Below are 21,542 nucleotides of genomic sequence, written 5' to 3'. Positions count from 1 at the left end.
GGGCAGCGCGGAAGGGTGAGGCGTCAGGCGGTCGCGAGATCGGCCCGACGACCGCGACGTTCGTGGATGGTGAAGTAGGTGACGCAGGCCACGATGATCGCGAGGAAGAGCGCGCTCGTTCCGTTGGTGCCGATGCCCAGTCCGCCGTCCTTGGTCGGGGCGGTGAGGAAGTCGCCCATCGAGGCGCCGAACGGACGCGTCACGATGTAGGCGGCCCAGAAGGCCAGCACGGCGTTGGCCTTGAGGCCGTAGAACGCGACCGTGATCAGGGCGATGACGCCGCCGAAGACCAGCGCCGACGGGAGGTAGCCGACGGCCAGCTTCTCGGCCACGAGGTCCCCGGCGGACGTGCCGAGCGCGAAGGTGAACAAGATGGTGAGCCAGTAGTAGGACTCGCGACGACGGGTGACGATGGTGTGGATCGACAGTGTCTTCTCCGAGCGGTACCAGGCGACGAACGACACCAGGAGCCCCGCACCGAAGATGCCGGTGGTCGTGTAGAGGCTGACGCCGAGGTTGTCGACGAGGTTGTCGGAGAACAGGGTGCCGACCACGCTGATCAGCACCACGACGAGCCAGTAGATGCCCGGGACGTAGCGGCGCGACGACAGCTGGAACACCAGCGCCCCGGCCAGCATCAGGGCCATCAGTGCCGTCGTGGCCGACAGGCCCAGGCCGACGTTGGAGTTGAGGAAGTCCGCGGCCGTCTCGCCGACGGTCGTGGACAGGATCTTGACCACCCAGAACAGCACGGTGACCTGGGGGACCTTGTTCAGCAGCAGGGTCGTCCAGGCGCTGGTGGTGCCGGTGGACTCGAGTCGCTCGGAAGCGGGGAGGTGGGTCATGGAGGAAGCCTGACCGGCTGAACCTGCCCGCGACCTGACTGTGACAACCCAGGGAATGCGGCTCTGACTCAGAAGCGCGGCAGGGTCAGGGTGAAGGTCGTGGGAGAGGCCGCGGACGTGAGTGCCACGTCGCCGCCGAGCGCCCGAGCCACCCGGCGCGACAGCGCCAGGCCGAGGCCTGCTCCGGGGCTCGATGCGTCACGCCGTCCGATCTCGAACAGGTCGTCGACCGCGTGGTCGGCGACGCCCGCGCCGTCGTCGCTGACCAGGATGCGCACGGAGCGCTCGTCGAGCTCGGTCGAGACGGTGACCTGCGACGCGGCGTGGCGGATCGCGTTCTCCACCAGCGGCGCAAGGGCTCGCGTGGCCATCTCGACCGGCACGGACACGATGCAGTCGTCGACCCGTGCTGTTCGCACGCCGACCGACCCTGCGTGGGCGTCGAGCGGGACGACCGACGCCACGACGTCGGCGACGGCCGTGTGTCCCTGCTGGTCGTCGCCCCTTGCGAGGTCGAGCAGGGAGCTGATCGTGACGCTCATCCGATCGACCGCGTCGACGATGCGGCCGAGGCGCTCGGCCATCGCCGGGGGTGGCTGGGACATCAGTGCCAGCTCGGCCTCGCCGCGGATGCCGGTCAACGGGGTGCGGAGCTCGTGCGCCAGCTCGGCGGTGAGTCGCTGCTCGTTGCGCAAGGCGCCCGCCACGCGGTCGAGCAGCACGTTGAGGGTGTGGCCGAGCCGGTCGAGCTCATCACCGGTGTCGCTGCCCACGAATCGGGCGTCGAGATCGTGCTCGCTCCACTCCTCAGCTCGTGCGGCCATCGACTCCACGGGCGCCAGCGTGCGCTGCACGGCCCAGGCGGCCAGCGCGGAGGCGCCCAGAGTCACGACCGTGCCGAGCAGCAGCAGGCCGATCAGCACGGCGTCGCGCGTCTCCTCGTATCCGTCCAGCGACGTCGAGACCACCACGACGGCGGTGCCGTCGCCCTGCACGCGGACCGGAGCCGCCAGGAATGCACGGTCGAACCGTTCGCTGCGCTGGCGCGTCGTGACCGTGGACATCGAGTCGACGAACGCCGTGACCGATCGTCCGGCACGGGGGCCGTCGAGCAGCACTCCCGCGCTGTCGTAGATCCACGTGGTGTCGTCGATGGTGTCGTCGGGCGCCTCGGCTACGGACAGCCTCCCCGCACCGTCGACGCTCAGCGTCGTCGTGATGGCGGCGACCTGGTCGTCCAGCCGTGCCTCGACGTTGGTGCGGTTGAGGCCGGCCAGCACCAGCATGACGGTGCTGATCATCGCCGCCATCGCGATGGCGGTGATGACCCCGGTCGAGCGCACGATGCGCTCACGCACCGATCTGCCGCGCCACCTCATCGGAGGGTGAACCCGACGCCGCGGACCGTGACCAGCTCGACCGGAGACTCGATCGCGCTCAGCTTCACCCGCAGCCTGCGGACGTAGGAGTCGATCGTGTTCTCGTTGACGATGGCGCCGTCGGTCCAGGCCGCGGCCACGGCGGTGCGCCGCCGCACGACCACACCGGGCTCGGCGGCGATCGCGGCCAGCAGGCGGAACTCCGTGGGGGTCAGCTGTGCCTCCTGCTCACCGGACCGCACCGACAGGCGTTGCGGGTCCAGCACGAGGCCGCTGGTCGCCGCCGGCGGTGTGCGGGCGCGCCGGACCAGCGCCTCGATGCGCACGAGGACCTCCGCGATCGCGAACGGCTTGACCACGTAGTCGTCGCCGCCGGCGTGGAAGCCGGAGATGCGGTCCTGCAGGCCGCCGTAGGCGGTGAGGAAGAGGGCCGGGGCGTGCTGTCCGGCCGCGCGCAGCGCCTGACACACGTCACGGCCGTCGGCATCGGGCAGGCCGATGTCCAGCACGAGGACCTCGACACCGCTGGCCGTTCCGAGGTTGCCGAGAGCCTCGCGGCCGTTGCGCGCGATGACGACGTCGTGGCCGGCCATCTTGAGCGCGTCGGTGAGGACGCGCCGGACGTCGGCATCGTCCTCGCAGATCCCGACCACCGGCATGGCGTCATCGTGCCCGATCCCCGGCTGCCGTGGTGGATGTCACGCACCACAGTCAGGTACGTGTCAGGTTCACGGACACACGCTGGAGCCATGGCCACGCTGCTCGACGCGACCCCCGGCAGACCGTCGGCGCTGCGCGCACGCGGACTGCCCTCGTGGTCCGTCCCGGTGGCCGTGCTGCTCGCCGTCGCTGCGCGTCTGCCGTTCGTGGCGATCGCCCCGTCGCCGGACGAGGCCGGCTACCTGCTGGTGGGGTCGCAGTGGCACGGAGCGGGAAGCTCGCTGTACGGCAGCTACTTCGTGGACCGTCCGCCCCTGCTGGTCACGATCTTCCAGCTCGCCGGCCGCCTGGGCGGCGTCCCGGCGCTGCGTCTCATCGGCTGTGTCGCGGTCGTGGTGGTGGTGCTCGGGTCGTCGCGGCTCGCGCGGATGATCGCCGGCGACCAGGCGGGCCGCTGGGCGGGGTTGTGCGCCGCTGCGTGGTGCGCCAGTCCGATGCTCGGCGGCTACGCCGTCAACGGTGAGCTGCTCGCGGCACCCTTCACGATCGTCGCGATGGTGACCGCCACGTCGGCCCTTCGGGCCCGCGACGCGCGGCGAGCCGCGTTGCTGGCGGCAGGGGCGGCGATGCTCGCCACGGCCGCGATCCTGGTCAAGCAGAACCTCGCCGAGGCCCTGGTGTTCGGGGCCGTGGCCTTGATCCTGTCGGTCGCCACCCGCCGCATCACCCGCCGGCGGTTCACCCTCCTGACGTTCGCCGCGCTCGGAGGCGCGGCCGGGATGCTGGCGCTGATGGCGGTGTGGACCGTCGCGCACGGCACCTCGATCAGTGGCGTCTTCGACGCGATGTACCCGTTCCGGATCCGGGCCGGGCAGGCCCTCGCCGCCGGCGGTGGCAACGCTCCGATCCGCCTGGTCAGTCTTGCGAGTGTCGCCCTCGTCTCGGGAATCGGCGTGGTCGGGCTCCATCTCGCTGCCCACACGCTGCGCCTCCTGCGCCATCGGGACGGATCGCCCCTGTGGTGGGCATTGACCGCGACCGCCGTGTTCTCCGTGCTGTCGATCGCGGCCGGGGGCAACTACTGGCACCACTACCTCGTCGAGGCGGTCGTCCCGCTGGCCGTGGTCGCCGGTGTCCTGGCCGCGCGGACCCGCGTCTCGCAGCTGATCGTCGTCGGGTCGGTCGCGGTGGCGGCGCTGACGTGGGGCCACCACCTCGGCGCCGGCGACCACTCGCCCGGACAGGAGGTCGGCGCAGCGATCGGTGCGGTCGCAGCTCCCGGTGACACCGTCGTCAGCGCCTGGGGCCATCCCGACATCGTCTACGCGTCCGGTCTCACCTCGCCGTACGACCAGCTGTGGAGCCTGCCGGCGAAGACGCTCGACCCCGACCTGCACCACTTCGACGAGGTGCTGAGCGGACCGGCGGCCCCGACCTGGTTGGTCACAGGTCCAGGCTCGCACGACTCGGGCCTGCGGTCGTGGGGGCTGAGCACGGCTGCCGCGGGGCAGATCGTGTCCGACCGCTACGCCGAGGTCGGCCGGTTCTGCGACCGGCGCATCTTCCTGCTCAGGGGAGTCGATCGCCCGGCGCTCCCGACCCCCACCACGTGCACCACATCGAGCTCTGCGAACGGATGACGGACATGACAGATCGACCCGACACCACCCACCTGGACCACGGGCTCCCCACGCCCGCGCGAAGCCTGGTGATCGTGCCCACCTACGACGAGGCCAGCGGCATCGAGGCGTTGCTCGACCGGGTGCTCGCCGCGGCGCCGACCAGCGACGTCCTGGTCGTCGACGACTCCAGCCCGGACGGCACCGCGCAGCTCGTGGCCGCGCATCCCGCCTTCGGCGATCGGATCTCGCTGCTGGTCCGGGCCGAGAAGGACGGCCTCGGAGCGGCGTACCGGGCCGGCTTCGCTCGCGCGCTCGCCGACGGCTATGCCGTGGTGGTCCAGATGGACGCCGACCTGTCGCACCCGCCGGCGAAGATCCCCGAGCTGCTCGACGCGCTCGAGCACGCCGACGTGGCGATCGGCTCGCGCTACGTGCCCGGCGGCGACGTGAAGGGGTGGAAGCGATCCCGTCGGGCCATCTCCCGCGGCGGCAACGCGTACGTGCGTCTCGTCCTGGGCATCGACGTGCACGACGCCACCGCCGGATTTCGTGCCTACCGCCGCGATGCGCTCCTGCGCCTGGACGTCACGGCGTCGGAGTCCGACGGCTACGCGTTCCAGATCGAGAACGCCTGGCGGGCCTCGCGACGTGGCCTGCGCATCGTCGAGGTGCCGATCACGTTCGTCGACCGCACGGTCGGCCAGTCGAAGATGACCGGCTCGATCGCGGCCGAGGCGCTGCTGCGCGTGGCCGGCTGGCGGTGGCACGAGATCCTCGACCGGGGCCGCGGTCCAGCGAGGATCGGACGCCGGGTGTTCCATGTCGCCCGCTGACCTGCGCCGGATCGCCGGTTCTCCCGAGGTCCTGTCGTTCCTCGCCGTCGGGGGTGCGGGCTACGTCGTCGACGTCCTCGCCTTCAACCTGCTGCGGTCGACACCGGCACTGGCCGGTCTCGACCCGACGCTGGACAAGACGCTCGCCGTGGCCGCGGCGATGGTGGTGACCTACATCGGCAACCGCATGGTGACCTGGCGCGACGACGCCTCGTCCGACCGACGTCGCGAAGTCATGCTGTTCGTCGTCTTCAACGTGATCGGCCTCGGGATGTCGGTGGTCTCGCTGTTCGTGTCGCACCACCTGCTCGGCCTCACCAGTGCGGTGGACGACAACATCTCGGCCAACGTGGTGGGTGTCGCCCTCGGGACGGCGTTCCGCTTCTGGTCCTACCGGCGCTTCGTCTTCACCGGCGCTCGGACGAGTCGCGGCGGCCGGTCGGTCAGCCCAGCGGCTCCGGGCGCACCCGGACTGGCGCCAGCGCCCGCGCCATCAGCGTGGCGGTGATCGAACCGGCTGCCATCACCGAGGCGAGCACCACGATCTGGAAGCGCCCTGCCTCCAGCGGTGAGACCCCGCCGAAGATGGCACCGACGAAGGCGCCGGGCAGGGTCACCAGGCCGGTGGTCTTGGTCTGGTCGGTGGAGGGGATCAGCGCTGAGTAGACGGCTCGTCGGGCGAGGTCGATCGTCGACTGGCGGGGCGTCGCGCCCAGGGCCAGCCAGCCCTCGACCTCGTCCCAGTGCTCGTCGATCGACTCGTTGAGCCGCCGTCCGGTCAGTGTGGCGATGGACATCGCGTTGCCGATCACGATGCCACCGATCGCCAGTCCGTAGCGCGCCGTCAGGTCGAGCGCGCCACTGGCGAACACGATCGCGAGCGTCACGCCCACGCCGGTGGCCATCGACCCGGCCAGCAGGGCGAGGTGGCGCAGGCTCCAACCGATCCGCCGGGTCGCGGTGGCGGCCGCAACGGAGAACATCACGAGCAGCGCCAGGGCGACGTAGAAGCCGTTGCCGATCACCTGGCTCAGCACGAGGCTGATGAGTGCGAGCTGCAGGGCACCGCGCAGGATCGCCCACGACGGCGCGAACGGTCGCGGGGTCCGCGTGCTCCACAGCACGGCGATGGTCAGGGCGACCAGCAGGCCGACTCCGAGGACCGTCGGCCCCAAGGGTTCGTGCGCGGGCATGGCTGGAGCCTAGGGCCCGAGCCGACTGGCGACGTCGAGCACGGAGCCGGGGTTGAGCATCCCGGTGGGGTCGAGCGCCTGTTTGACCGCTCGGTGGACCGCGAGTGCGGTGTCGTCGAGCTCGTGGGTGAGCCAGCCCTGCTTGAGCCGGCCGACCCCGTGCTCGCCGGTGATGGTGCCACCGAGGTCGAGCGCGGCCCGCGTGATGCGGTCGAACGCCCGCCGCGCCGCGTCGGTGCTGGCCGGGTCGCTGCGGTCGAAGATCACGGTGGGGTGCATGTTGCCGTCTCCGGCGTGGCCGAACACCCCGATGGTCAGTCCCTCGTCGTCGGCGACCCCCTGCACGGCCTCGATGAGGTCGACGACGCGCGAGCGGGGGACGCAGACGTCGTCGAGCAGCCAGTCGCCCAGGCGCTCGAGGGCGGGAAGGGCCTGGCGGCGAGCCTCGAGCAGCTGGTGGCCCTCGGCCGGGTCGTCCGTGACGGCGATGTCGACGGCGCGCTGGCCCAGGCAGACGCCGCGCGCAGCGTCGAGCACGTGGGACCGCCCGCGGGAGTCGTCCTGCAGCAGCACCATCGCCTCGGCCTCGAGTCCCATGCCGGTCAGGTCGTCGACGGCGGCCAGCGTGGTGCGGTCCATGATCTCCAGCAACGAGACGTCGACACCCTGCGAGGTCAGGTCCGCGACCGCGCGCCCCGCGTCGGCGAGCGAGGAGAACGTGGCGACGAGCGTGGAGGCGGGCTCGGGCGCCGGGCGCAGAGCCAGCGTGATCTCCGTGATGACCGCCAGCGTGCCCTCGGACCCGACCAGCAGGCTGGTCAGGTCGTAGCCGGCCACGCCCTTGACCGTCCGTCGTCCGGTGCGCAGCACGCGTCCGTCGGCGAGCACCGCCTCCAGGGCGAGCACGTAGTCGCCGGTGACGCCGTACTTGACGCAGCACATGCCACCGGCATCGGTGGCCACGTTGCCGCCGATGGTGCAGGTGTCGACGCTGCCCGGGTCGGGTGGGTAGAAGAGGCCGTGCTCGGCGACGGCTGCGCGCACGTGCCCGGTCACCGCTCCGGGCTGCACGACCACGAGTCGATCGACCGGGTCGACCTCGATCGACGTCATGCGTCGGGTGCTGAGCACCACCGATCCGGCCGGCGCGTTGGCCCCGCCGCTGAGCCCGGTGCCCGCGCCGCGCGTCACCAGCGCAAGCCCGGCTGCCGACGCGGCTCGGACGCAGGCTGCGACCTCGTCGGTGGACCGCGGCGACAGCACCGCGACCGGCACCGCGCGATCCGTCAGCTGCGACTCGTCGTGCGCGTACCCGGCGAGCAGGTCCGGGTCGGTCGTGACGATCTCGTCGGGCAGGTCGGCGAACATGGCTAGACGCTATGTGACATCGGCGGGTCGGGCAGGTCGCGGCCCGACCGGTACGGACCCACGAGCACGGCGAGGCTGACGACTGCCTGCAGTGCCGTCATCAGTCCGATGGTCGGCCTGATCCCGAGCGTCGATCCCAGCCAGCCGGCGACGAGCCCGGCCAGCGGCATGGTCCCGAAGTTGATCACCGCTGACGCCGCTGAGGTCCGGCCGAGCAGCACGGGTGGGACGTAGCGCTGGCGGAACGCCGAGCGGATCACGTTGGCGCCGACCACCCCGAGACCGACGCACGCGACGCCGATCGGCACCAGTGCCACCAACGGCCCGGGGCGGGCCAGCACGATGAGCATCGCGGACGGACCGCCGAAGACCTGCAGCCAGCGCATCGCCGCGGCCCCGCCGAGTCGGCTGGCCAGGCGATTGGCGACGAGGGCGCCGAGCAGTCCGCCGACACTCCCGACCGACAGCAGGAGCCCGACTGCCGCCGGTCCGACATCGAGGTCGCGGACGAGGAAGAGCACCGTCAGCGCGCCGTAGCCGGTGAGCGCGAAGTTCGACGCGGCCCCCTGCAGGGTGAAGAACCTCAGGTGCCGATCCGCGCGGACGACGCGGACTCCCTCGACGATCTCCTGACGCAGCGTGGTTCGCGCGACCTCCCGCTCACGTGGCCGAAGCGTTCGGGGGTCGATCCGCCACAGGCACGCCGCCGACACCAGGAAGCTGACCGCGTCGACGAGCAGGGCGAGCGCGCCGCCGAACGCCTGCACGGCGAGTCCGCCGACGCCGGGACCGGCGACCTGCATGGCCGACTCGGTTCCGTACAGGCGACCGTTCGCCGCGTCGAGGTCGCGGTCGGGCACCACCCGAGGCACGAAGGCCCCGTAGGCCGTGCGGAAGAACACCGAGCACGTGCCGCCGAGCAGCGCCGCGACCAGCAGGTGCGGCAGCGTGAGCACGCCGACCAGGTGCGCGACGGGAACCGATCCGATCCCTGCGAACGCGACCAGGTCGGCGCAGATCATCACCCGCCGGTTGTCGAGGCGATCGACCCAGGCGCCGGCGGGCAGTCCGACCAGCAGCCATGGCAGCCACGACGCCGCGGTCAGGAGTCCGAGCCACCCGGGTCCGGCGTCGAATCGGGTGATCGCGATCAGGGGGATGACGACGGTCGTGGTCATCGCGCCCAGCACGCTGACGCCCTCGCCGAACCACAGCAGGCGGAAGGCGCGGTTGTCGGCCAGCGAGCCGTGGAGCACCGACGGCGGCGCGGTCATGGCTGGCACGGGAACCCTCGGGCGAAGACCAGGATCGGCTCGCGATCGGCCCCGTCGTCGGGGACGTCGCGCTCGGACCACCTGACCAGGACGTCGATCAGCTCCTGTGACACTTCGCGCAGCTCGTCCGGAGTCAGGTTCAGCCAGTTCTGGGTCGCGAACGCGGCGTCGTCCCACTGGGCGTCGGTCCCCTCGTTGGCCAGCCACGCCGTGACCCGCTCCATCTGTCGTCGTAGCTGCAGCGCAGCGGCCTCGCGCCCGGCCGCGGCAGCCGCCGGGTCCGCGGCGAGGTCGAGGTTGTTCCACCGGGTCCCGGCCGACACCAGGCGCCACCAGCGCTCGCGCCGGTCGCGTGCCAGCTCGGGTGCCTCCTCCACCAGGCCCGCCTCGGCCAGGACCTTCAGGTGGTGGCTGGCGTTCCCCACCGCCTGACCGGTCCGCGCGGCCAGCATCGAGGCGGTGGACGGACCGTCGACCTTCAGCGCGTCCATCATGCGGGCGCGGAACGGATGGGCCAGGGCGGCCAGTGAGGCGGCGTCGTTCAGGGTGCGGATCTCCGGGCGGGCCATGCCACCACCGTAGATGCACAAGACTGATTGCACAATAGTTCTTGTAGATATGGTGAGACGCGTCTGAAATACGGAACCGGCAGACTGGTGCCATGACGTCGCACGCCGGAGCCGGACCCGCCCAGAACAAGGGTGGCAAGAGCCGGGCCACCGAAGAGATCCTCGAGTCCGACCGGCGTGAGCCCGACGCCGGATCCTTCGGCGGCGGAGTGTCGTCGGACTCCGAGCACGCGGCGCTGCGGTCGTCGGTGCGCCAGCTGACCACCCTGCTCGGCGAGGCGCTCGCCCGTCACGAGGGCGACGAGCTGCTCGCCCTGGTCGAGAAGGTGCGCCGCCTGGCGCGCCAGCCCGACGACGCCGATCTGCGCGCGGTCCTCGCCGACCTCGATCCGTCGACGGCCGTGGTGCTGGCCCGGGCCTTCACGGCGTACTTCCAGCTGGTCAACACCACCGAGCAGCTGCACCGATGGCACGAGCTGACCGCCGAGGGTGACGGGCCGCTGTCGGGCACGATCGACCGGATCTCCGCCGCTCTCGACGAGGGAAGCCTGACCCGCGACCTCCTGACGTCCGTCCTCGAACGCGTCGAGTACCGACCGGTGTTCACCGCCCACCCCACCGAGGCCAGCCGCCGCACCGTCCTGCGCCTGCTGCGAAAGGTCGCCGAGGCCGTCCGTGCACTCGAGGACCCCCGGCTACCGCGGTCCCAGGTCGCCGCTGCCGAGCGCCGGCTCGCCGAGCTGGTCGACCTGGTGTGGCAGACCGACGAGCTGCGGGTCGTGCGGCCGGAGCCGTCCGACGAGGCTCGCACCGCGGTGTACTACCTGCGGTCGATCGCCTCCGAGGTCGTCCCCGAGCTGCTGGAGGAGCTGGACGTCCAGCTCGGGCGCATCGACGTGAAGCTCCCGGCCACCGCTCGCCCGCTGCGGTTCGGCACGTGGGCCGGCGGTGACCGCGACGGCAACCCGAACGTCACCCCCGCCGTCACGCTGGACATCCTGCACCTGCAGCACACCTCGGGCATCGCCGAGCTGGTCGCCGCCGTCGACGAGATCCTCACCGAGATGACGGCCTCGACCCGCATCGTCGACGCCACCGACGAGCTGGCCGCGAGCCTGGCCGAGGACGCCGAGGCGCTGCCGATCACGTGGAACACGATTCGGCGGCTCAACGCCGACGAGCCCTACCGGCTCAAGCCAGCTTCGTGCGCGTCCGCCTGCTGCGGACCCAGGACCGCCTCGTCAACGACACCCCCCACGAGCCCGGCCGCGACTACCTCTCCTTCGCCGAGCTGGTCCAGGACCTGGTGCTGGTGCGCGACTCGATGCTGGCCGAGGGCGACCTGCTGACCGGCGACGGTGCGATCCTGCGGCTGATCCGCACCGCCGTCACGTTCGGCGCCGGGCTGGCCACCATGGACGTCCGCGAGCACTCCGAGAAGCACCACACCGCTCTGGCCGAGCTGTACGAGCGCCTCGGCGACGACACCTACGGCACCCTCGATCGTCCGGATCGCATCGCCCGGCTCAGCGAGGAGATGGCCGAGCCGCGACCGCTCACGGGCACCGGCACCACGGGTCTGGGGGAGGCCGCCTCGGCGTCGCTGGACCTGCTCAGCACCATCCGCACCGCACTCGACACCTACGGACCCGACGTCATCGAGACCTACATCGTGTCGATGACCCACGACGTCGACGACCTGTTCGCCGTCGTCGTGCTGGCCCGCGAGGTCGGGCTGGTCGATCTCGCTGCCGACGAAGCCGTGGCTCGCATCGGCTTCGCGCCGCTGTTCGAGACCGTCGCCGAGCTGGAGTCGGCCGGTCCGCTGCTCGAGGCGCTGCTCAGCGATCCGTCCTACCGACGCATCGTGGCGGCGCGCGGCGACGTGCAGGAGATCATGCTGGGCTACTCCGACTCCTCCAAGGACGCCGGCATCGCCGCCTCGCAGTGGCAGGTGCATCGCGCCCAGCGTCAGCTGCGCAACATCGCGCGCGAGCACGGCGTGGTGCTGCGCCTGTTCCACGGCCGCGGGGGATCCACCGGACGCGGCGGCGGCCCCACGGCCGAGGCGATCATGAGCCAGCCCTACGGCTCGCTCGACGGCCCGATCAAGATCACCGAGCAGGGCGAGGTCATCTCCGACAAGTACTCCCTGCCCGGACTCGGACGTCGCAACCTCGAGGAGGCGTTGGCGGCGGTCATCGAGGCGTCCACCCTGCACCGCACCTCGCTGCTGCCCCGGGACCTGCTGGACGGGTGGAACGCCACGATGGACCTCGTCGCGGAGCAGGGCAAGCAGCGCTACCGCGCTCTGGTGCGCGACGACAACCTGGTCAAGTTCTTCGTGGCCGCCACCCCGGTCGACGAGCTGGGCAAGATGAACATCGGCTCTCGTCCCGCCAAGCGGCCCGGCGGCGAAGGCGGCCTCGACGACCTGCGCGCCATCCCCTGGGTCTTCGGCTGGACGCAGTCGCGCATCATCCTGCCGGGCTGGTACGGCGTGGGAACCGGCCTGGCCGCCGCGTTCGACGACGGGCGGGCCGACACGTTGCGCGAGATGTACGGATCGTGGGCGTTCTTCCGCACCTTCTTGTCCAACGTGCAGATGACGCTGGCCAAGACGGACCTCGACATCGCAGCCGAGTACGTGCACGCGCTGGTCCCGGAGGGTGCTCGCCACCTGTTCGACCAGATCAAGGACGAGCACGCCCGCACCGTCGAGCAGGTGCTGCGGATCACCGGCCAGGAGTCCCTGCTGGAGTCCGCGCCCGTGCTGCGGCACACCCTCGAGCTGCGCGACCAGTACCTCGCTCCGCTGCACGCCCTGCAGGTTTCGCTGCTGGCCAAGGCGCGTCAGAGCGAGGCGTCACCCGACCTCGAGCGCGCGCTGCTGCTCACGATCAACGGCATCGCGGCGGGGCTGCGCAACACCGGCTGATCGGGCTCAGCGCTCGCCGAGGGCCCGCGCGGCGGCGTCCCGGTGCAGCTCCGACACCTGCTCGTGCTGGCGGCGAGCCTGGTGCAGCAGGTCGTCGATCTCCTGCTCGGGCAGGTGCCGGTGGACACCGGTCACCGTGAGCAGCGCGTCCCAGCCGGAGATCTTGCCGGCCAGCGCGACCCGCATCGCCTCCAGGTCCACGAGGTCGGCCAGCGGTGTGCGCTTGATCGGATGACCGTTCGGCTTGAGGCGCGACACGCGCTCGCCGACCTTGACGCTCACGGCGCTCAGCGGCGCGGGTCGCACGCCGAGGTCTCCGGCGATCTCGAGCAGGCGTCGTCGCTCGTCGCGCAGCTCGCGCCGGATGGTGGCGGTGACCTCGCGCGCGTCCGGGTCGTGCAGCGATCGTCCGCGCGCGAACAGCTCGATGCCGCTGGCCGCGCCGGTGAGGTGGATGCGGATGTAGTGGCCGAGCGGGTCCACGATCAGCTCGTTCCGTCGGGGCTGTCGGACCCGAGTCGAGCCACGATGGCCGCGATGAACGCGTCGAGATCGTCGGGAGTACGCGACGTGATCAGGTCCCACCCGTTGGCCGGGCACACGAAGACCTCCTCGTCGACCCACGTGCCTCCGGCGTTGGTGATGTCGGTGCGCAGGCTCGGGAAGGACGTGAGGGTCTTGCCGGGCAGCACGCCGGCCTCGACCAGCGACCAGGGTGCGTGGCAGATCGCCGCCACGGGCTTTCCGGCTTCCGCGAACCGCGTCACGAAGGCGACCGATGCCGCGTCGCCGCGGACCTTGTCGGCATTGACGGTGCCGCCCGGCAGCACCAGCAGGTCGATGTCCTCGACGACGGCGTCCGCCAGTCGGCGGTCGGGGTCGAAGGTCGCGTCCTTGTCGGTGTCGTTCAGCATCGTCTGGACCGGTTCGAGCTCAGGGGCGAGGTGCACGACGCGGGCGCCGGCAGCCTTCAGGGCTTCGAGTGGCCGCTCGAGCTCGGGGCGCTCCACCCCGGTCTGGTCGGTGAGGATCGCGATCGTGGCGTCGGCGACGGACATGGGACCTCCTGGGTCGGCGTGCGGTTCACCGGCGACGTACCCCGTGACGACCTGGTTGACGCGCCGCGCGATCGCGGGCGATCTCACAGGTTGACGAACGCTGGTCCGGGGTACGGAGCACCCGGCGCATGGTGCGTGAGGTACCGATCGAACCGAGGACTCGTGAACTCCCCCACCGACGCGCCACACGCCATCACGCGAGCCGAGGTCGCGGTCGAGTGCGGACCGTGGCCGCTGCCCGCCGGCGGTGCCACGCACGACCGATGGAACCGACTGGTGGGCCTCGGGCGGCGTGACCTCCCGCTGGCCAAGATCGTCGAGCCGCACCACGACGCGGTCGCGATCCTGCACGATCTCGGCGCACCGGGTGTCGCGGCCCACCAGGTCGGGACCGATGACCTCTGGGCGGTGTGGGCGGCCGAACCGCCGTTCGCCGTGCTGCGAGCCGAGGCGACGGACGAGGGCTGGCGGCTCAGCGGCAGCAAGGCCTTCTGCTCCGGAGCGGACCTGGTGTCGCACGCCCTGGTCACCGCCGAGACCGTCGACGGGTCGCGGCTGTTCGCGATCCGGGTGCGCCTCGACGGCGACCGCCTGGCGGTCGACGAGTCCGGTGCATCGTGGGTCGGACCCGGGATGGCTCGTGCCCGCACCGTCACGCTCCGGTTCGATGACGTCCCGGCCGATCCCGTGGGCGGTGCGGGCGCCTACACCGACCGCACGGGATTCTGGTGGGGTGCGATCGGCATCGCGGCGTGCTGGCTCGGTGGCGCTCTCGGGGTGGCCGACACGCTGGAGGCGGGGCAGGCGCGGCTCGGGTCTCATGCGCTGGCGCACCTGGGCGCGATCCGCGCGGCCGTCGAGACCTACGACCTCGCACTGGTGGCCGCGGCGGAACGTGCCGATCGCGGGCTCACCGTCACCGACGCGCAGCGGCTCGCCCTGGTGATGCGGGCTCGGGCCGCCGACCTGGTCGAGGAGGTCGTCAGCCGGGTGGGACGGGCGACCGGACCCGGTCCGCTCGCCTTCGACGCCGCACACTCCGCCCGCGTGGCCGACCTCGGCGCCTTCGTCCGACAGCACCACGCCGAACGCGATCTCGAGCAGCTCGGGCGGATGCCATGACCGACGACTGGTCGACGCGGCTGGGCCAGCTGCCCGACGTGGGGACCGTCCCACCGGGGCGGATCGTCGTCGTCTCGGCCCACCCCGACGACGAGGTGCTGGCGATCGGCGGCTGGCTGTCCACGGTGGCCGACCGCGATCTCGTGTTCGTGACCGCCACCGACGGGGAGGCGTCGCACCCCGACAGCCCGACCACGACGCCGGACGACCTGCGGGCCCGGCGCCCCGGTGAGCTGGTCGCTGCTCTCGGCGTGCTCGGCATCGCCGACCCGCAGATCGATCGACTGTCGTTGCCCGACGGCGGTCTGACCGATCGGCGCGACGAGGTCTGCGAGCTGCTCGCCGCCCACGTCGCAGGAGCCGCGCTGGTGCTGGCGCCCTTCGAGGGCGACGGCCATCCCGACCATGAGGCCGTCGGGGCTGCAGCCATGACGGCCTGCGCCCCGTCGGTGCCCGTGTGGCGCTTCCCGATCTGGACCTTCGCGTGGACGGCCGCGGCGGATCAGCCATGGCTCGCGCACGCGGCGCGGCTGCCCGGCACGGACGAAGCGCTCCGGCTCAAGGCGCTGGCGATTCGCGAGTTCGTGTCCCAGGTCGAGCCACTGAGCGATGCACCCGCCGATGGTCCCGTGGTGGGACCCGAGGTGGTGGCCCACGCCCTCGCGGCGCCGGAGGTGGTGGTGACGTGACCGACCCCCTGCACTTCGAACATCTCTACGCCGAGTCCGACGACCCGTGGCAGCTGGCCGAGCGTGTCTACGAGCGCCGCAAGCACGAGCTGACGGTCGCCAGCCTGCCGCGGTCGCACTACGACCACGCCTTCGAGCCGGGCTGCTCGATCGGCGTCCTCACGCAGCTGTTGGCCGAGCGGTGCGACCGCATCCTCGCGACGGACCCGGCTGCGCCTCTCGAATCGGCGCGTCGGCGAGTGCCCGACCGGACGGTGCGGTTCGAGCGCGGCAGCGTTCCGCAGGACTGGCCCGATGACGCCTTCGACCTCGTGGTGCTCTCCGAGCTGCTCTACTATCTCGACGCGAGCCAGCGTCACGACGTGATCGCCCACAGCCTGGCGAGCCTGCGCCCCGACGGCCACCTCGTGCTCGTCCACTGGCGTCACGCGTTCGACGTCGCCACGTGCACGGGTGACGATGCGCACGGTGAGGTGTCGTCGAGGCCCGAGGTTCGCACGCTCGTCTCCCACGTCGAGGACGACTTCCGCTTGGAGGTGTTCGCGCATGGCGACGTCTGAGATCGATCGTGTCGCCGTGCTCGTGCCCGCGGCCGACGAGGAGGGCACGGTCGGTGCGGCCCTCGCTGCGATCCGGGCCGCCGTGCATCGCGTGGACGTGCCCGTCGACGTCGTCGTCGTGGCCAACGGATGCTCCGATCGGACGGCGGAGATCGCCGCTGACCTCGGTGCGGTGGTGCTCGCCGAGCCGGGACGCAACGTCGGGATGGCGCGAGCCCTCGCCTCTGCCTGGGCGACCCGCCACGGCACCGACGGACTGTGGCTGGCGTGCACCGACGCCGACAGCACCGTCCCGTGCCACTGGCTGGCGACCCACCTGGAGTGGGCGGCACGGGGGTTCGACGCCGTGCTGGGCGCCATCACGCTGCCGCCCGAGGCCCTGCGGCACCACCGCGAGTGGGCCGAGCGCTACGCGAGCCGGCGACGCCACGTGCACGGCGCCAACCTCGGCGTGCGCGCCGACGCGTACCTGGCCGCCGGCGGCTTCCGCCCGATGGAGGCCCACGAGGACATCGACCTCGTGGACCGCCTGGAGCACGACGGAGCGTCGGTCGCGTGGCTGCCGGACCTGACGGTGCTCACCTCGCCGCGCACCGTCTCGCGCGTCCCGGCCGGAGTCGCCCTCGACCTCGCGGCGGGCGAGGAACCACCCGAGTCGGTCGCGGCACCTGCGTAGGACGCGCTGACGTGGGTACGTCGTGGCCATGAGCACACACACTCCAGACGAGCTCGAAGCGATCCAGGGCGTCGTCGACCGCGTCGGCGCCTACCAGGACGGAGCCCCCGAGGGCACGGTCGAGACCGAGCTGACCAAGGGTCTGCAGGAGGCCGGCATCAGCCTGGACTCCGCGGAGGTCGCCACTCTCGCCGAAGCGATCGAGTCCAGCGACGGAACGGTCTCGGTCGCCGACACGCTCGGCTGACCGGAGCCGGGATCAGGCGCCGAGTGCGCGGTCGAGGTTGGTGGCCGCGCTGATCAGCGCCAGGTGCGTGAACGCCTGCGGGAAGTTGCCCAGCTGCTCGCCGGTGCCGCCGATCTGCTCGGCGTAGAGGCCGAGGTGGTTCGCATAGGTGAACATCTTCTCCAGCGCCACCGACGCGTCGTCGAGTCGACCGGCGCGGGTCAGGGCCTCGACGTACCAGAACGAGCAGAGGCTGAACGTGCCCTCACCGGTTCCGGCCGTGTCCTCGACCCCGTCCGGTGAGTCCGTGACGTCGTACCGGAACACCAGGCTGTCGGCCACGAGTCGGTCCTCGACCGCCTTCAGCGTCGAGAGGAACCGTGGATCCGACGGCGACAAGAACTTGACCATGGGCATCAGCAGGACTCCGGCGTCCAGCGAGTCGCCGCCCTCGGTCTGGGTGAACGCCTGCAGGTCCTCGTTCCACGAGTGGTCCATGATGCGGGCGTAGATCTGGTCCCGCACGCTGGACCATGCCTCGATGTCGCCCGGCAGACCGCGCTGACGCGCCATGCGGATCATGCGCTCGACCGCCACCCACGCCATCAGCCGGGACGTGGTGTGCGCGCGGGTGCCGCCGCGGATCTCCCACATGCCGGCGTCCTCGCGCTCCCAGTTCTCCAGCAGCCAGTCGATCACGCGCTGCATGTCGCGCCAGGCGTCGTGGGACAGGCCGGGTCCGTACTTGTTGAACAGGTAGACCGAGTCGATGATCTCGCCGTAGATGTCCAGCTGGAGCTGGTCGACGGCGCCGTTGCCGACGCGCACGGGCCGAGAGTCGCGATAGCCCGCGAGATGGTCGAGCTCGTGCTCGTCGACCGGGGCGTTGCCGTCGATGTCGTACAGCACCCGCAGCGGGCCGAGATCGTGGTCGGCGCCTGCGTCCGAGGCGTGCTCGCCCATGCGCTCGGACAGCCAGCGCACGAAGTCGCGCGCCTCGTCGGTGAAGCCCAGACGGAGGAGGGCGTACAGGGTGAAGCCGGCATCACGGATCCACACGTAGCGGTAGTCCCAGTTGCGGCCGCCGCCGATCGCCTCCGGGAGGCTCGTGGTCGGTGCGGCGATCACCGCCCCCGTCGGCTCGTGCGTCAAGAGCTTGAGCGTGATGGCAGCGCGGTGGACCGTCTCGCGCCAGCGACCGGTGTAGACCGACTGGGCGATCCAGTCGTGCCAGAAGCGGCTGGTGGCGTCGAACAGCTCGTCGGTGTCCGTCGCAGTGCACGGGGCCGGGGGCTCGGCGTCGGCGTCGAGGACCTCGAGCACGAACAGTGCCGACTCCCCGCTGACCAGCTCGATGTCGGCGACCACGTCGTCACCGTCGATCGCCAGGTCGACCGTGGAGCTGAGGGCGAGGTGGAGGCCGTCGCCGGTCACCAGCACGTGGCCGTCGTGCTCGCGCAGCCCGGCGCCGGCCCGGGCGTAGTCGGGGCGAGCGGACATGACGGACCGGACGCGCGCCGAGCCGCGCACGGCACGGACTCGACGCACGACGCGCTGGCGGTGGTCCTCGTCATGAGGACGGAGCACCGGCATGAAGTCGTGCACCTCCACGACGCCCTGCTCGGTGAGGAAACGGGTCGCGAGGATCGCCGTGTCGGGGAAGTAGAACTGCTGCGTGCGCACGCTGCCGCCCACGGGTCCGAGCCGCCAGCCGCCGCCGATCTCGGAGTCGAGCAGCGCGGCGAACACGCTGGGTGCGTCGAACCGTCCCGGGCAGAACCAGTCGATCGTGCCGTCGGCGCCCACGAGGGCGGCCGTGCGCAGGTCGCCGATCAGGCCGTGGTCGGCGATCGGCAGCTGGGCGCTCACTCGCGCCCCCTCACTCGGGGAGCCGCCAGTCGGTGAGCTCGAGGGCGGCGTCCGGTCCCCACGACGACTGCTCGTAGGGGAGGACCTCCGGCGGGTCGTCGAGCACCGGGGTGACGATCTGCCAGAGGCGATCGACCTCGTCGGCGCGGGTGAAGAGGGTCTGGTCGCCGCGCATCACGTCCAGCAGCAGCTTCTCGTAGGCCTCCAGCGGCTCCTCGCCGTCGTGGCCGTCGTGGTCCAGGCTCAGCTCGAGCGTGGCGCCCTCGAGGCTCAGCTCGGGTCCGGGTCGCTTGGCCTGCAGCTCCACGCGGACCCTCGGGGTGTCGGACAGGTCGAGCACCAGCTCGTTGGCCGGCTCGACCTCGTCGCCGAACCGTGCCAGGGGTGGTTGCCGGAACCGCAGGGTGATCGTGCGCCGGGTCTCGGCGAGGGCCTTGCCGGTGCGCAGGTAGAACGGCACCCCGGCCCACCGCTCGGTGTCGACCCACGCCTCGAGCGCGATGAACGTCTCGGTCGTCGAGTCGGCGTCGACACCCTCCTCGTCGGTGTAGCCCGCGTACTGACCGCGGACGACGCGCTGGGGGTCGAGCAGTCGCATCGACTCGAAGACCTTGGCCTTCTCGTTGCGCAGGCTCAGCGCGTCGAGGTGCACCGGTGGCTCCATCGCCACGAACCCGAGCACCTGGCACAGGTGGGTCGAGATCATGTCGCGCAGCGCGCCCGTGCTCTCGTAGAACCCGGCGCGTCCCTCGATGCTCAGCTCCTCGGGCACGTCGATCTGCACCGACTCCAGGTGCCTGGCGTTCCACGCGGGCTCGAGCAGGCCGTTGGCGAAGCGCAGCGCGAGGATGTTCTGAACCGCCTCCTTGCCGAGGAAGTGGTCGATGCGGAACACGTGGTCCTCGTCGGCGACGTCCTGCAGCGTGGCGTTGAGGCTGCGCGACGACTCCAGGTCGCTGCCGAACGGCTTCTCGACCACCAGTCGGGCGCCGTCGGCGATGCCCTCGCGGCCCAGCATCCGGACGATCGGCTCCATGGCCGACGGTGGGACGGACAGGTACACGACGCGCTGGGTGCCGTCGCCGAGCTCGTCGACCAAGGACTGCACGGCGTCGGCGAGGTCGGAGCCGTCGTCGGCGTCGGACGTCTGGAACGAGAGGCGACCCACGAGGTCGTCGGCGACCTCCGGGTCGAGGTCGTCCACGGTGTCGTCGAGTCCGTCGCGAATCTGCTGGGCGAACTCCTCGTCCGAGCCCGGGGAGTGCCGACCCGTGCCGATGATGCGGTAGTCGCTCGGCAGGCGGTCCGCGGCGGCCAGGTGGTACATCCCGGGGAACAGCTTGCGGGCGGCGAGGTCTCCGGTCGCTCCGAAGAGCACGAAGACGTGAGGAGGCAGGGTCTGATCCGGTGAGGTGGCCATCGTGGCCAGCGTACGGTCGCGGTGCACGTCCCGCAGGGCACCGGCGGGTGAGGGACGATGAGGTCATGAGCTCCCTCGTGCGCCCCGCCACGTCCGCCGACGTCCCCCGCATCCTCGAGCTGGTGCACGACCTGGCCGCCTACGAGAAGGCCGCGGACCAGGTCGAGGCGACCGAGGACGACTTCGGCCGGGCGTTGTTCCCCGCCGACGGCCATCCGGCGACCTTCGCGCACGTCGCCGAGGTCGACGGCGAGGTCGTGGGCATCGCGGTCTGGTACCTGACCTTCTCCACGTGGACCGGCACCAACGGCATCTGGCTGGAGGACCTGTTCGTCTCCCCGGATCACCGCGGCACCGGGCTGGGCCGAGACCTGCTGGCGGCGCTGGCGGCCGAGTGCGTCACCCGTGGGCTGCCGCGCCTGGAGTGGTGGGTGTTGAACTGGAACGCCCCGAGCATCGCGTTCTACGAGTCGCTGGGCGCCGCGGCGCAGGACGAGTGGACCACCTACCGCATGACCGGCGATGCGCTGGCATCGCTGGGGGCGACGCAGTAGCGTCGCCTCTGACGACACGATCTCGAGGAGAGCGCATGCGAGGCGCGGAGAGCGGGGCGGCCACCACGGCCGCTTCCAGGCACGACGCCATCGCCGGCTGACGCGACAACCGCGGGCCGGCCCGTTCCGCCTGCCCCCACTCATCGAGAGAAGTTCGTCATGCATGCCCTCACCGAGCGCGACATCCGCGCCAGCTTCATCAACGCCTCCCGCCGCGAGGCCACCCAGGCACCGGTCCCTCCCGACCTGCCCGACCGGCCGTGGGACGACCTGGACATCCTCGGCTGGACCGATCCGAAGGCCCCGCAGCGCGCCTACGTGGTCGTGCCGACCGACGCCGGTCCGATCGGCCTGCTCCTGCGGACCCAGAGTCGCGGTGCCACCCGCCCCGCGATGTGCGACTGGTGCCAGGACCCGCAGGCCACGGACGACGTCGTCCTGTACGTGGCTCGTCGCGCCGGCGCCGCCGGCAAGCAGGGCAACTCCGTCGGCGCGATGATCCACGCCGACCTGACCTGCTCGACCCATGCCAGGCGGCCCCCGACACCGGAGGAGAGGGGACGGGATCCGGAGACGTTCGTCGCCGGACGGATCCTCGGCCTGCGGGAGCGGGCCGCGCGCTTCGCCGAACGGGTGCGCGACGGCGATTGACCCGTCGTCGGTGCGGGTACCTCTGGGGCAACACCC

The 21,542-nt window shown here is 71.5% G+C and carries 21 protein-coding genes and 1 pseudogene; 11 read left to right on the top strand and 11 right to left on the bottom strand.

Annotated features, from left to right (window positions below; translation table 11 throughout):
• Positions 1 to 23 precede the first annotated feature (23 nt).
• The 3 genes from AC0L5F_RS09955 to AC0L5F_RS09945 all read right to left on the bottom strand — a co-directional run bounded on the left by AC0L5F_RS09955 (position 24) and on the right by AC0L5F_RS09945 (position 2,883).
• On the bottom strand, positions 24 to 845 hold the full coding sequence (locus AC0L5F_RS09955) for a COG4705 family protein (RefSeq protein ID WP_473313192.1): 822 nt from the start codon (positions 843 to 845) through the stop codon (positions 24 to 26).
• A 68-nt stretch (positions 846 to 913) separates the two neighbouring features.
• Positions 914 to 2,203 (bottom strand): sensor histidine kinase, encoded by a 1,290-nt coding sequence (locus tag AC0L5F_RS09950; protein ID WP_473313191.1) that lies wholly within the window; start codon positions 2,201 to 2,203, stop codon positions 914 to 916.
• Between the two features lie 17 nt (positions 2,204 to 2,220).
• Complete coding sequence (locus tag AC0L5F_RS09945; RefSeq protein ID WP_473313190.1) at positions 2,221 to 2,883, bottom strand: response regulator transcription factor; 663 nt, start codon at positions 2,881 to 2,883, stop codon at positions 2,221 to 2,223.
• A gap of 90 nt (positions 2,884 to 2,973) precedes the next feature.
• Between AC0L5F_RS09945 and AC0L5F_RS09940 the strand changes: the two genes are divergently transcribed.
• The 3 genes from AC0L5F_RS09940 to AC0L5F_RS09930 are packed head-to-tail and all read left to right on the top strand — an operon-like array spanning position 2,974 to position 5,847.
• On the top strand, positions 2,974 to 4,524 hold the full coding sequence (locus AC0L5F_RS09940; RefSeq protein WP_473313189.1) for a hypothetical protein: 1,551 nt from the start codon (positions 2,974 to 2,976) through the stop codon (positions 4,522 to 4,524).
• Between the two features lie 5 nt (positions 4,525 to 4,529).
• Positions 4,530 to 5,339 carry a polyprenol monophosphomannose synthase gene (locus tag AC0L5F_RS09935; protein ID WP_473313188.1) on the top strand — a complete coding sequence of 270 codons (810 nt, stop codon included), beginning with the start codon at positions 4,530 to 4,532 and terminating at the stop codon, positions 5,337 to 5,339.
• Entirely contained in the window at positions 5,326 to 5,847 is a 522-nt protein-coding gene (locus AC0L5F_RS09930) for a GtrA family protein (protein ID WP_473313187.1), read from the top strand. The genes AC0L5F_RS09935 and AC0L5F_RS09930 overlap by 14 nt, the downstream gene beginning before the upstream one ends.
• Here the strand turns inward: AC0L5F_RS09930 and AC0L5F_RS09925 are convergent.
• Genes AC0L5F_RS09925 through AC0L5F_RS09910 form a run of 4 tightly spaced genes read right to left on the bottom strand, consistent with a single transcriptional unit; the run spans position 5,783 to position 9,743 of the window.
• Positions 5,783 to 6,532 (bottom strand): ABC transporter permease, encoded by a 750-nt coding sequence (locus tag AC0L5F_RS09925; protein ID WP_473313186.1) that lies wholly within the window; start codon positions 6,530 to 6,532, stop codon positions 5,783 to 5,785. The genes AC0L5F_RS09930 and AC0L5F_RS09925 overlap by 65 nt on opposite strands.
• A gap of 9 nt (positions 6,533 to 6,541) precedes the next feature.
• The gene (locus tag AC0L5F_RS09920) at positions 6,542 to 7,900 is read right to left on the bottom strand and encodes an FAD-binding oxidoreductase (protein WP_473313185.1); all 1,359 of its coding nucleotides are present in this window, start codon (positions 7,898 to 7,900) and stop codon (positions 6,542 to 6,544) included.
• A 2-nt stretch (positions 7,901 to 7,902) separates the two neighbouring features.
• Positions 7,903 to 9,174 (bottom strand): MFS transporter, encoded by a 1,272-nt coding sequence (locus AC0L5F_RS09915; RefSeq protein WP_473313184.1) that lies wholly within the window; start codon positions 9,172 to 9,174, stop codon positions 7,903 to 7,905.
• Positions 9,171 to 9,743, bottom strand: a complete 573-nt coding sequence (locus tag AC0L5F_RS09910; RefSeq protein ID WP_473313183.1) for an ArsR/SmtB family transcription factor — start codon at positions 9,741 to 9,743, stop codon at positions 9,171 to 9,173. The genes AC0L5F_RS09915 and AC0L5F_RS09910 overlap by 4 nt, the downstream gene beginning before the upstream one ends.
• 92 nt (positions 9,744 to 9,835) lie before the next feature.
• Between AC0L5F_RS09910 and ppc the strand changes: the two are divergent.
• Positions 9,836 to 12,681: pseudogene (gene ppc / locus AC0L5F_RS09905) on the top strand (phosphoenolpyruvate carboxylase).
• Positions 12,682 to 12,687: 6 nt separating this feature from the next.
• On the opposite strand, the gene AC0L5F_RS09900 reads toward ppc, so the two are convergent.
• Together AC0L5F_RS09900 and AC0L5F_RS09895 are read right to left on the bottom strand one after the other, a co-directional pair.
• Positions 12,688 to 13,164 carry a hypothetical protein gene (locus AC0L5F_RS09900; RefSeq protein ID WP_473313182.1) on the bottom strand — a complete coding sequence of 159 codons (477 nt, stop codon included), beginning with the start codon at positions 13,162 to 13,164 and terminating at the stop codon, positions 12,688 to 12,690.
• Between the two features lie 2 nt (positions 13,165 to 13,166).
• Positions 13,167 to 13,739 carry a type 1 glutamine amidotransferase domain-containing protein gene (locus tag AC0L5F_RS09895; RefSeq protein ID WP_473313181.1) on the bottom strand — a complete coding sequence of 191 codons (573 nt, stop codon included), beginning with the start codon at positions 13,737 to 13,739 and terminating at the stop codon, positions 13,167 to 13,169.
• 162 nt (positions 13,740 to 13,901) lie between these two features.
• On the opposite strand from AC0L5F_RS09895, the gene AC0L5F_RS09890 reads away from it, so the two are divergent.
• Genes AC0L5F_RS09890 through AC0L5F_RS09870 form a run of 5 tightly spaced genes read left to right on the top strand, consistent with a single transcriptional unit; the run spans position 13,902 to position 17,033 of the window.
• Positions 13,902 to 14,861 carry an acyl-CoA dehydrogenase gene (locus AC0L5F_RS09890; protein WP_473313180.1) on the top strand — a complete coding sequence of 320 codons (960 nt, stop codon included), beginning with the start codon at positions 13,902 to 13,904 and terminating at the stop codon, positions 14,859 to 14,861.
• A complete protein-coding gene (locus AC0L5F_RS09885) occupies positions 14,858 to 15,550 on the top strand; it encodes a PIG-L deacetylase family protein (RefSeq protein WP_473313178.1) in 693 nt (230 codons plus the stop codon). The genes AC0L5F_RS09890 and AC0L5F_RS09885 overlap by 4 nt, the downstream gene beginning before the upstream one ends.
• Positions 15,547 to 16,110, top strand: coding sequence for a class I SAM-dependent methyltransferase (locus tag AC0L5F_RS09880; RefSeq protein ID WP_473313177.1), 564 nt, complete (start codon positions 15,547 to 15,549; stop codon positions 16,108 to 16,110). The genes AC0L5F_RS09885 and AC0L5F_RS09880 overlap by 4 nt, the downstream gene beginning before the upstream one ends.
• Positions 16,097 to 16,786, top strand: coding sequence for a glycosyltransferase family 2 protein (locus AC0L5F_RS09875; protein ID WP_473313176.1), 690 nt, complete (start codon positions 16,097 to 16,099; stop codon positions 16,784 to 16,786). The genes AC0L5F_RS09880 and AC0L5F_RS09875 overlap by 14 nt, the downstream gene beginning before the upstream one ends.
• Before the next feature lie 28 nt (positions 16,787 to 16,814).
• Entirely contained in the window at positions 16,815 to 17,033 is a 219-nt protein-coding gene (locus AC0L5F_RS09870) for a hypothetical protein (protein WP_473313175.1), read from the top strand.
• A 12-nt stretch (positions 17,034 to 17,045) separates the two neighbouring features.
• Here the strand turns inward: AC0L5F_RS09870 and AC0L5F_RS09865 are convergent, their stop codons facing one another.
• Positions 17,046 to 18,881: a glycoside hydrolase family 15 protein gene (locus AC0L5F_RS09865; RefSeq protein WP_473313174.1), complete on the bottom strand. Its 1,836-nt coding sequence runs from the start codon at positions 18,879 to 18,881 to the stop codon at positions 17,046 to 17,048.
• A gap of 10 nt (positions 18,882 to 18,891) precedes the next feature.
• On the bottom strand, positions 18,892 to 20,301 hold the full coding sequence (zwf, locus tag AC0L5F_RS09860) for a glucose-6-phosphate dehydrogenase (RefSeq protein ID WP_473313173.1): 1,410 nt from the start codon (positions 20,299 to 20,301) through the stop codon (positions 18,892 to 18,894).
• 65 nt (positions 20,302 to 20,366) lie between these two features.
• Here zwf and AC0L5F_RS09855 point away from each other — a divergent pair, with 65 nt between their 5' ends.
• Positions 20,367 to 20,855, top strand: coding sequence for a GNAT family N-acetyltransferase (locus AC0L5F_RS09855; RefSeq protein ID WP_473313172.1), 489 nt, complete (start codon positions 20,367 to 20,369; stop codon positions 20,853 to 20,855).
• Positions 20,856 to 21,014: 159 nt separating this feature from the next.
• Positions 21,015 to 21,506 (top strand): FBP domain-containing protein, encoded by a 492-nt coding sequence (locus AC0L5F_RS09850; RefSeq protein WP_473313171.1) that lies wholly within the window; start codon positions 21,015 to 21,017, stop codon positions 21,504 to 21,506.
• The last annotated feature ends 36 nt before the right edge of the window (positions 21,507 to 21,542 follow it).

This window comes from Aeromicrobium sp. 10G20-16 (assembly GCF_055809665.1).
The sequence above is the reverse complement of the archived record's forward strand: the minus strand, read 5'-3'. Positions and strand labels throughout refer to the sequence as shown.

Bases quoted from the DNA above. Each gene is read 5' to 3' on its own strand.
- AC0L5F_RS09955 (WP_473313192.1), bottom strand. From the start codon at position 845: ATGACCCACCTCCCCGCTTCCGAGCGACTCGAGTCCACCGGCACCACC.
- AC0L5F_RS09945 (WP_473313190.1), bottom strand. From the start codon at position 2,883: ATGCCGGTGGTCGGGATCTGCGAGGACGATGCCGACGTCCGGCGCGTC.
- AC0L5F_RS09935 (WP_473313188.1), top strand. From the start codon at position 4,530: ATGACAGATCGACCCGACACCACCCACCTGGACCACGGGCTCCCCACG.
- AC0L5F_RS09875 (WP_473313176.1), top strand. From the start codon at position 16,097: ATGGCGACGTCTGAGATCGATCGTGTCGCCGTGCTCGTGCCCGCGGCC.
- AC0L5F_RS09915 (WP_473313184.1), bottom strand. From the start codon at position 9,174: ATGACCGCGCCGCCGTCGGTGCTCCACGGCTCGCTGGCCGACAACCGC.
- AC0L5F_RS09930 (WP_473313187.1), top strand. From the start codon at position 5,326: ATGTCGCCCGCTGACCTGCGCCGGATCGCCGGTTCTCCCGAGGTCCTG.
- AC0L5F_RS09850 (WP_473313171.1), top strand. From the start codon at position 21,015: ATGCATGCCCTCACCGAGCGCGACATCCGCGCCAGCTTCATCAACGCC.
- AC0L5F_RS09925 (WP_473313186.1), bottom strand. From the start codon at position 6,532: ATGCCCGCGCACGAACCCTTGGGGCCGACGGTCCTCGGAGTCGGCCTG.
- zwf (WP_473313173.1), bottom strand. From the start codon at position 20,301: ATGGCCACCTCACCGGATCAGACCCTGCCTCCTCACGTCTTCGTGCTC.
- AC0L5F_RS09910 (WP_473313183.1), bottom strand. From the start codon at position 9,743: ATGGCCCGCCCGGAGATCCGCACCCTGAACGACGCCGCCTCACTGGCC.
- AC0L5F_RS09870 (WP_473313175.1), top strand. From the start codon at position 16,815: ATGAGCACACACACTCCAGACGAGCTCGAAGCGATCCAGGGCGTCGTC.
- AC0L5F_RS09940 (WP_473313189.1), top strand. From the start codon at position 2,974: ATGGCCACGCTGCTCGACGCGACCCCCGGCAGACCGTCGGCGCTGCGC.
- AC0L5F_RS09920 (WP_473313185.1), bottom strand. From the start codon at position 7,900: ATGTTCGCCGACCTGCCCGACGAGATCGTCACGACCGACCCGGACCTG.
- AC0L5F_RS09895 (WP_473313181.1), bottom strand. From the start codon at position 13,739: ATGTCCGTCGCCGACGCCACGATCGCGATCCTCACCGACCAGACCGGG.
- AC0L5F_RS09855 (WP_473313172.1), top strand. From the start codon at position 20,367: ATGAGCTCCCTCGTGCGCCCCGCCACGTCCGCCGACGTCCCCCGCATC.
- AC0L5F_RS09885 (WP_473313178.1), top strand. From the start codon at position 14,858: ATGACCGACGACTGGTCGACGCGGCTGGGCCAGCTGCCCGACGTGGGG.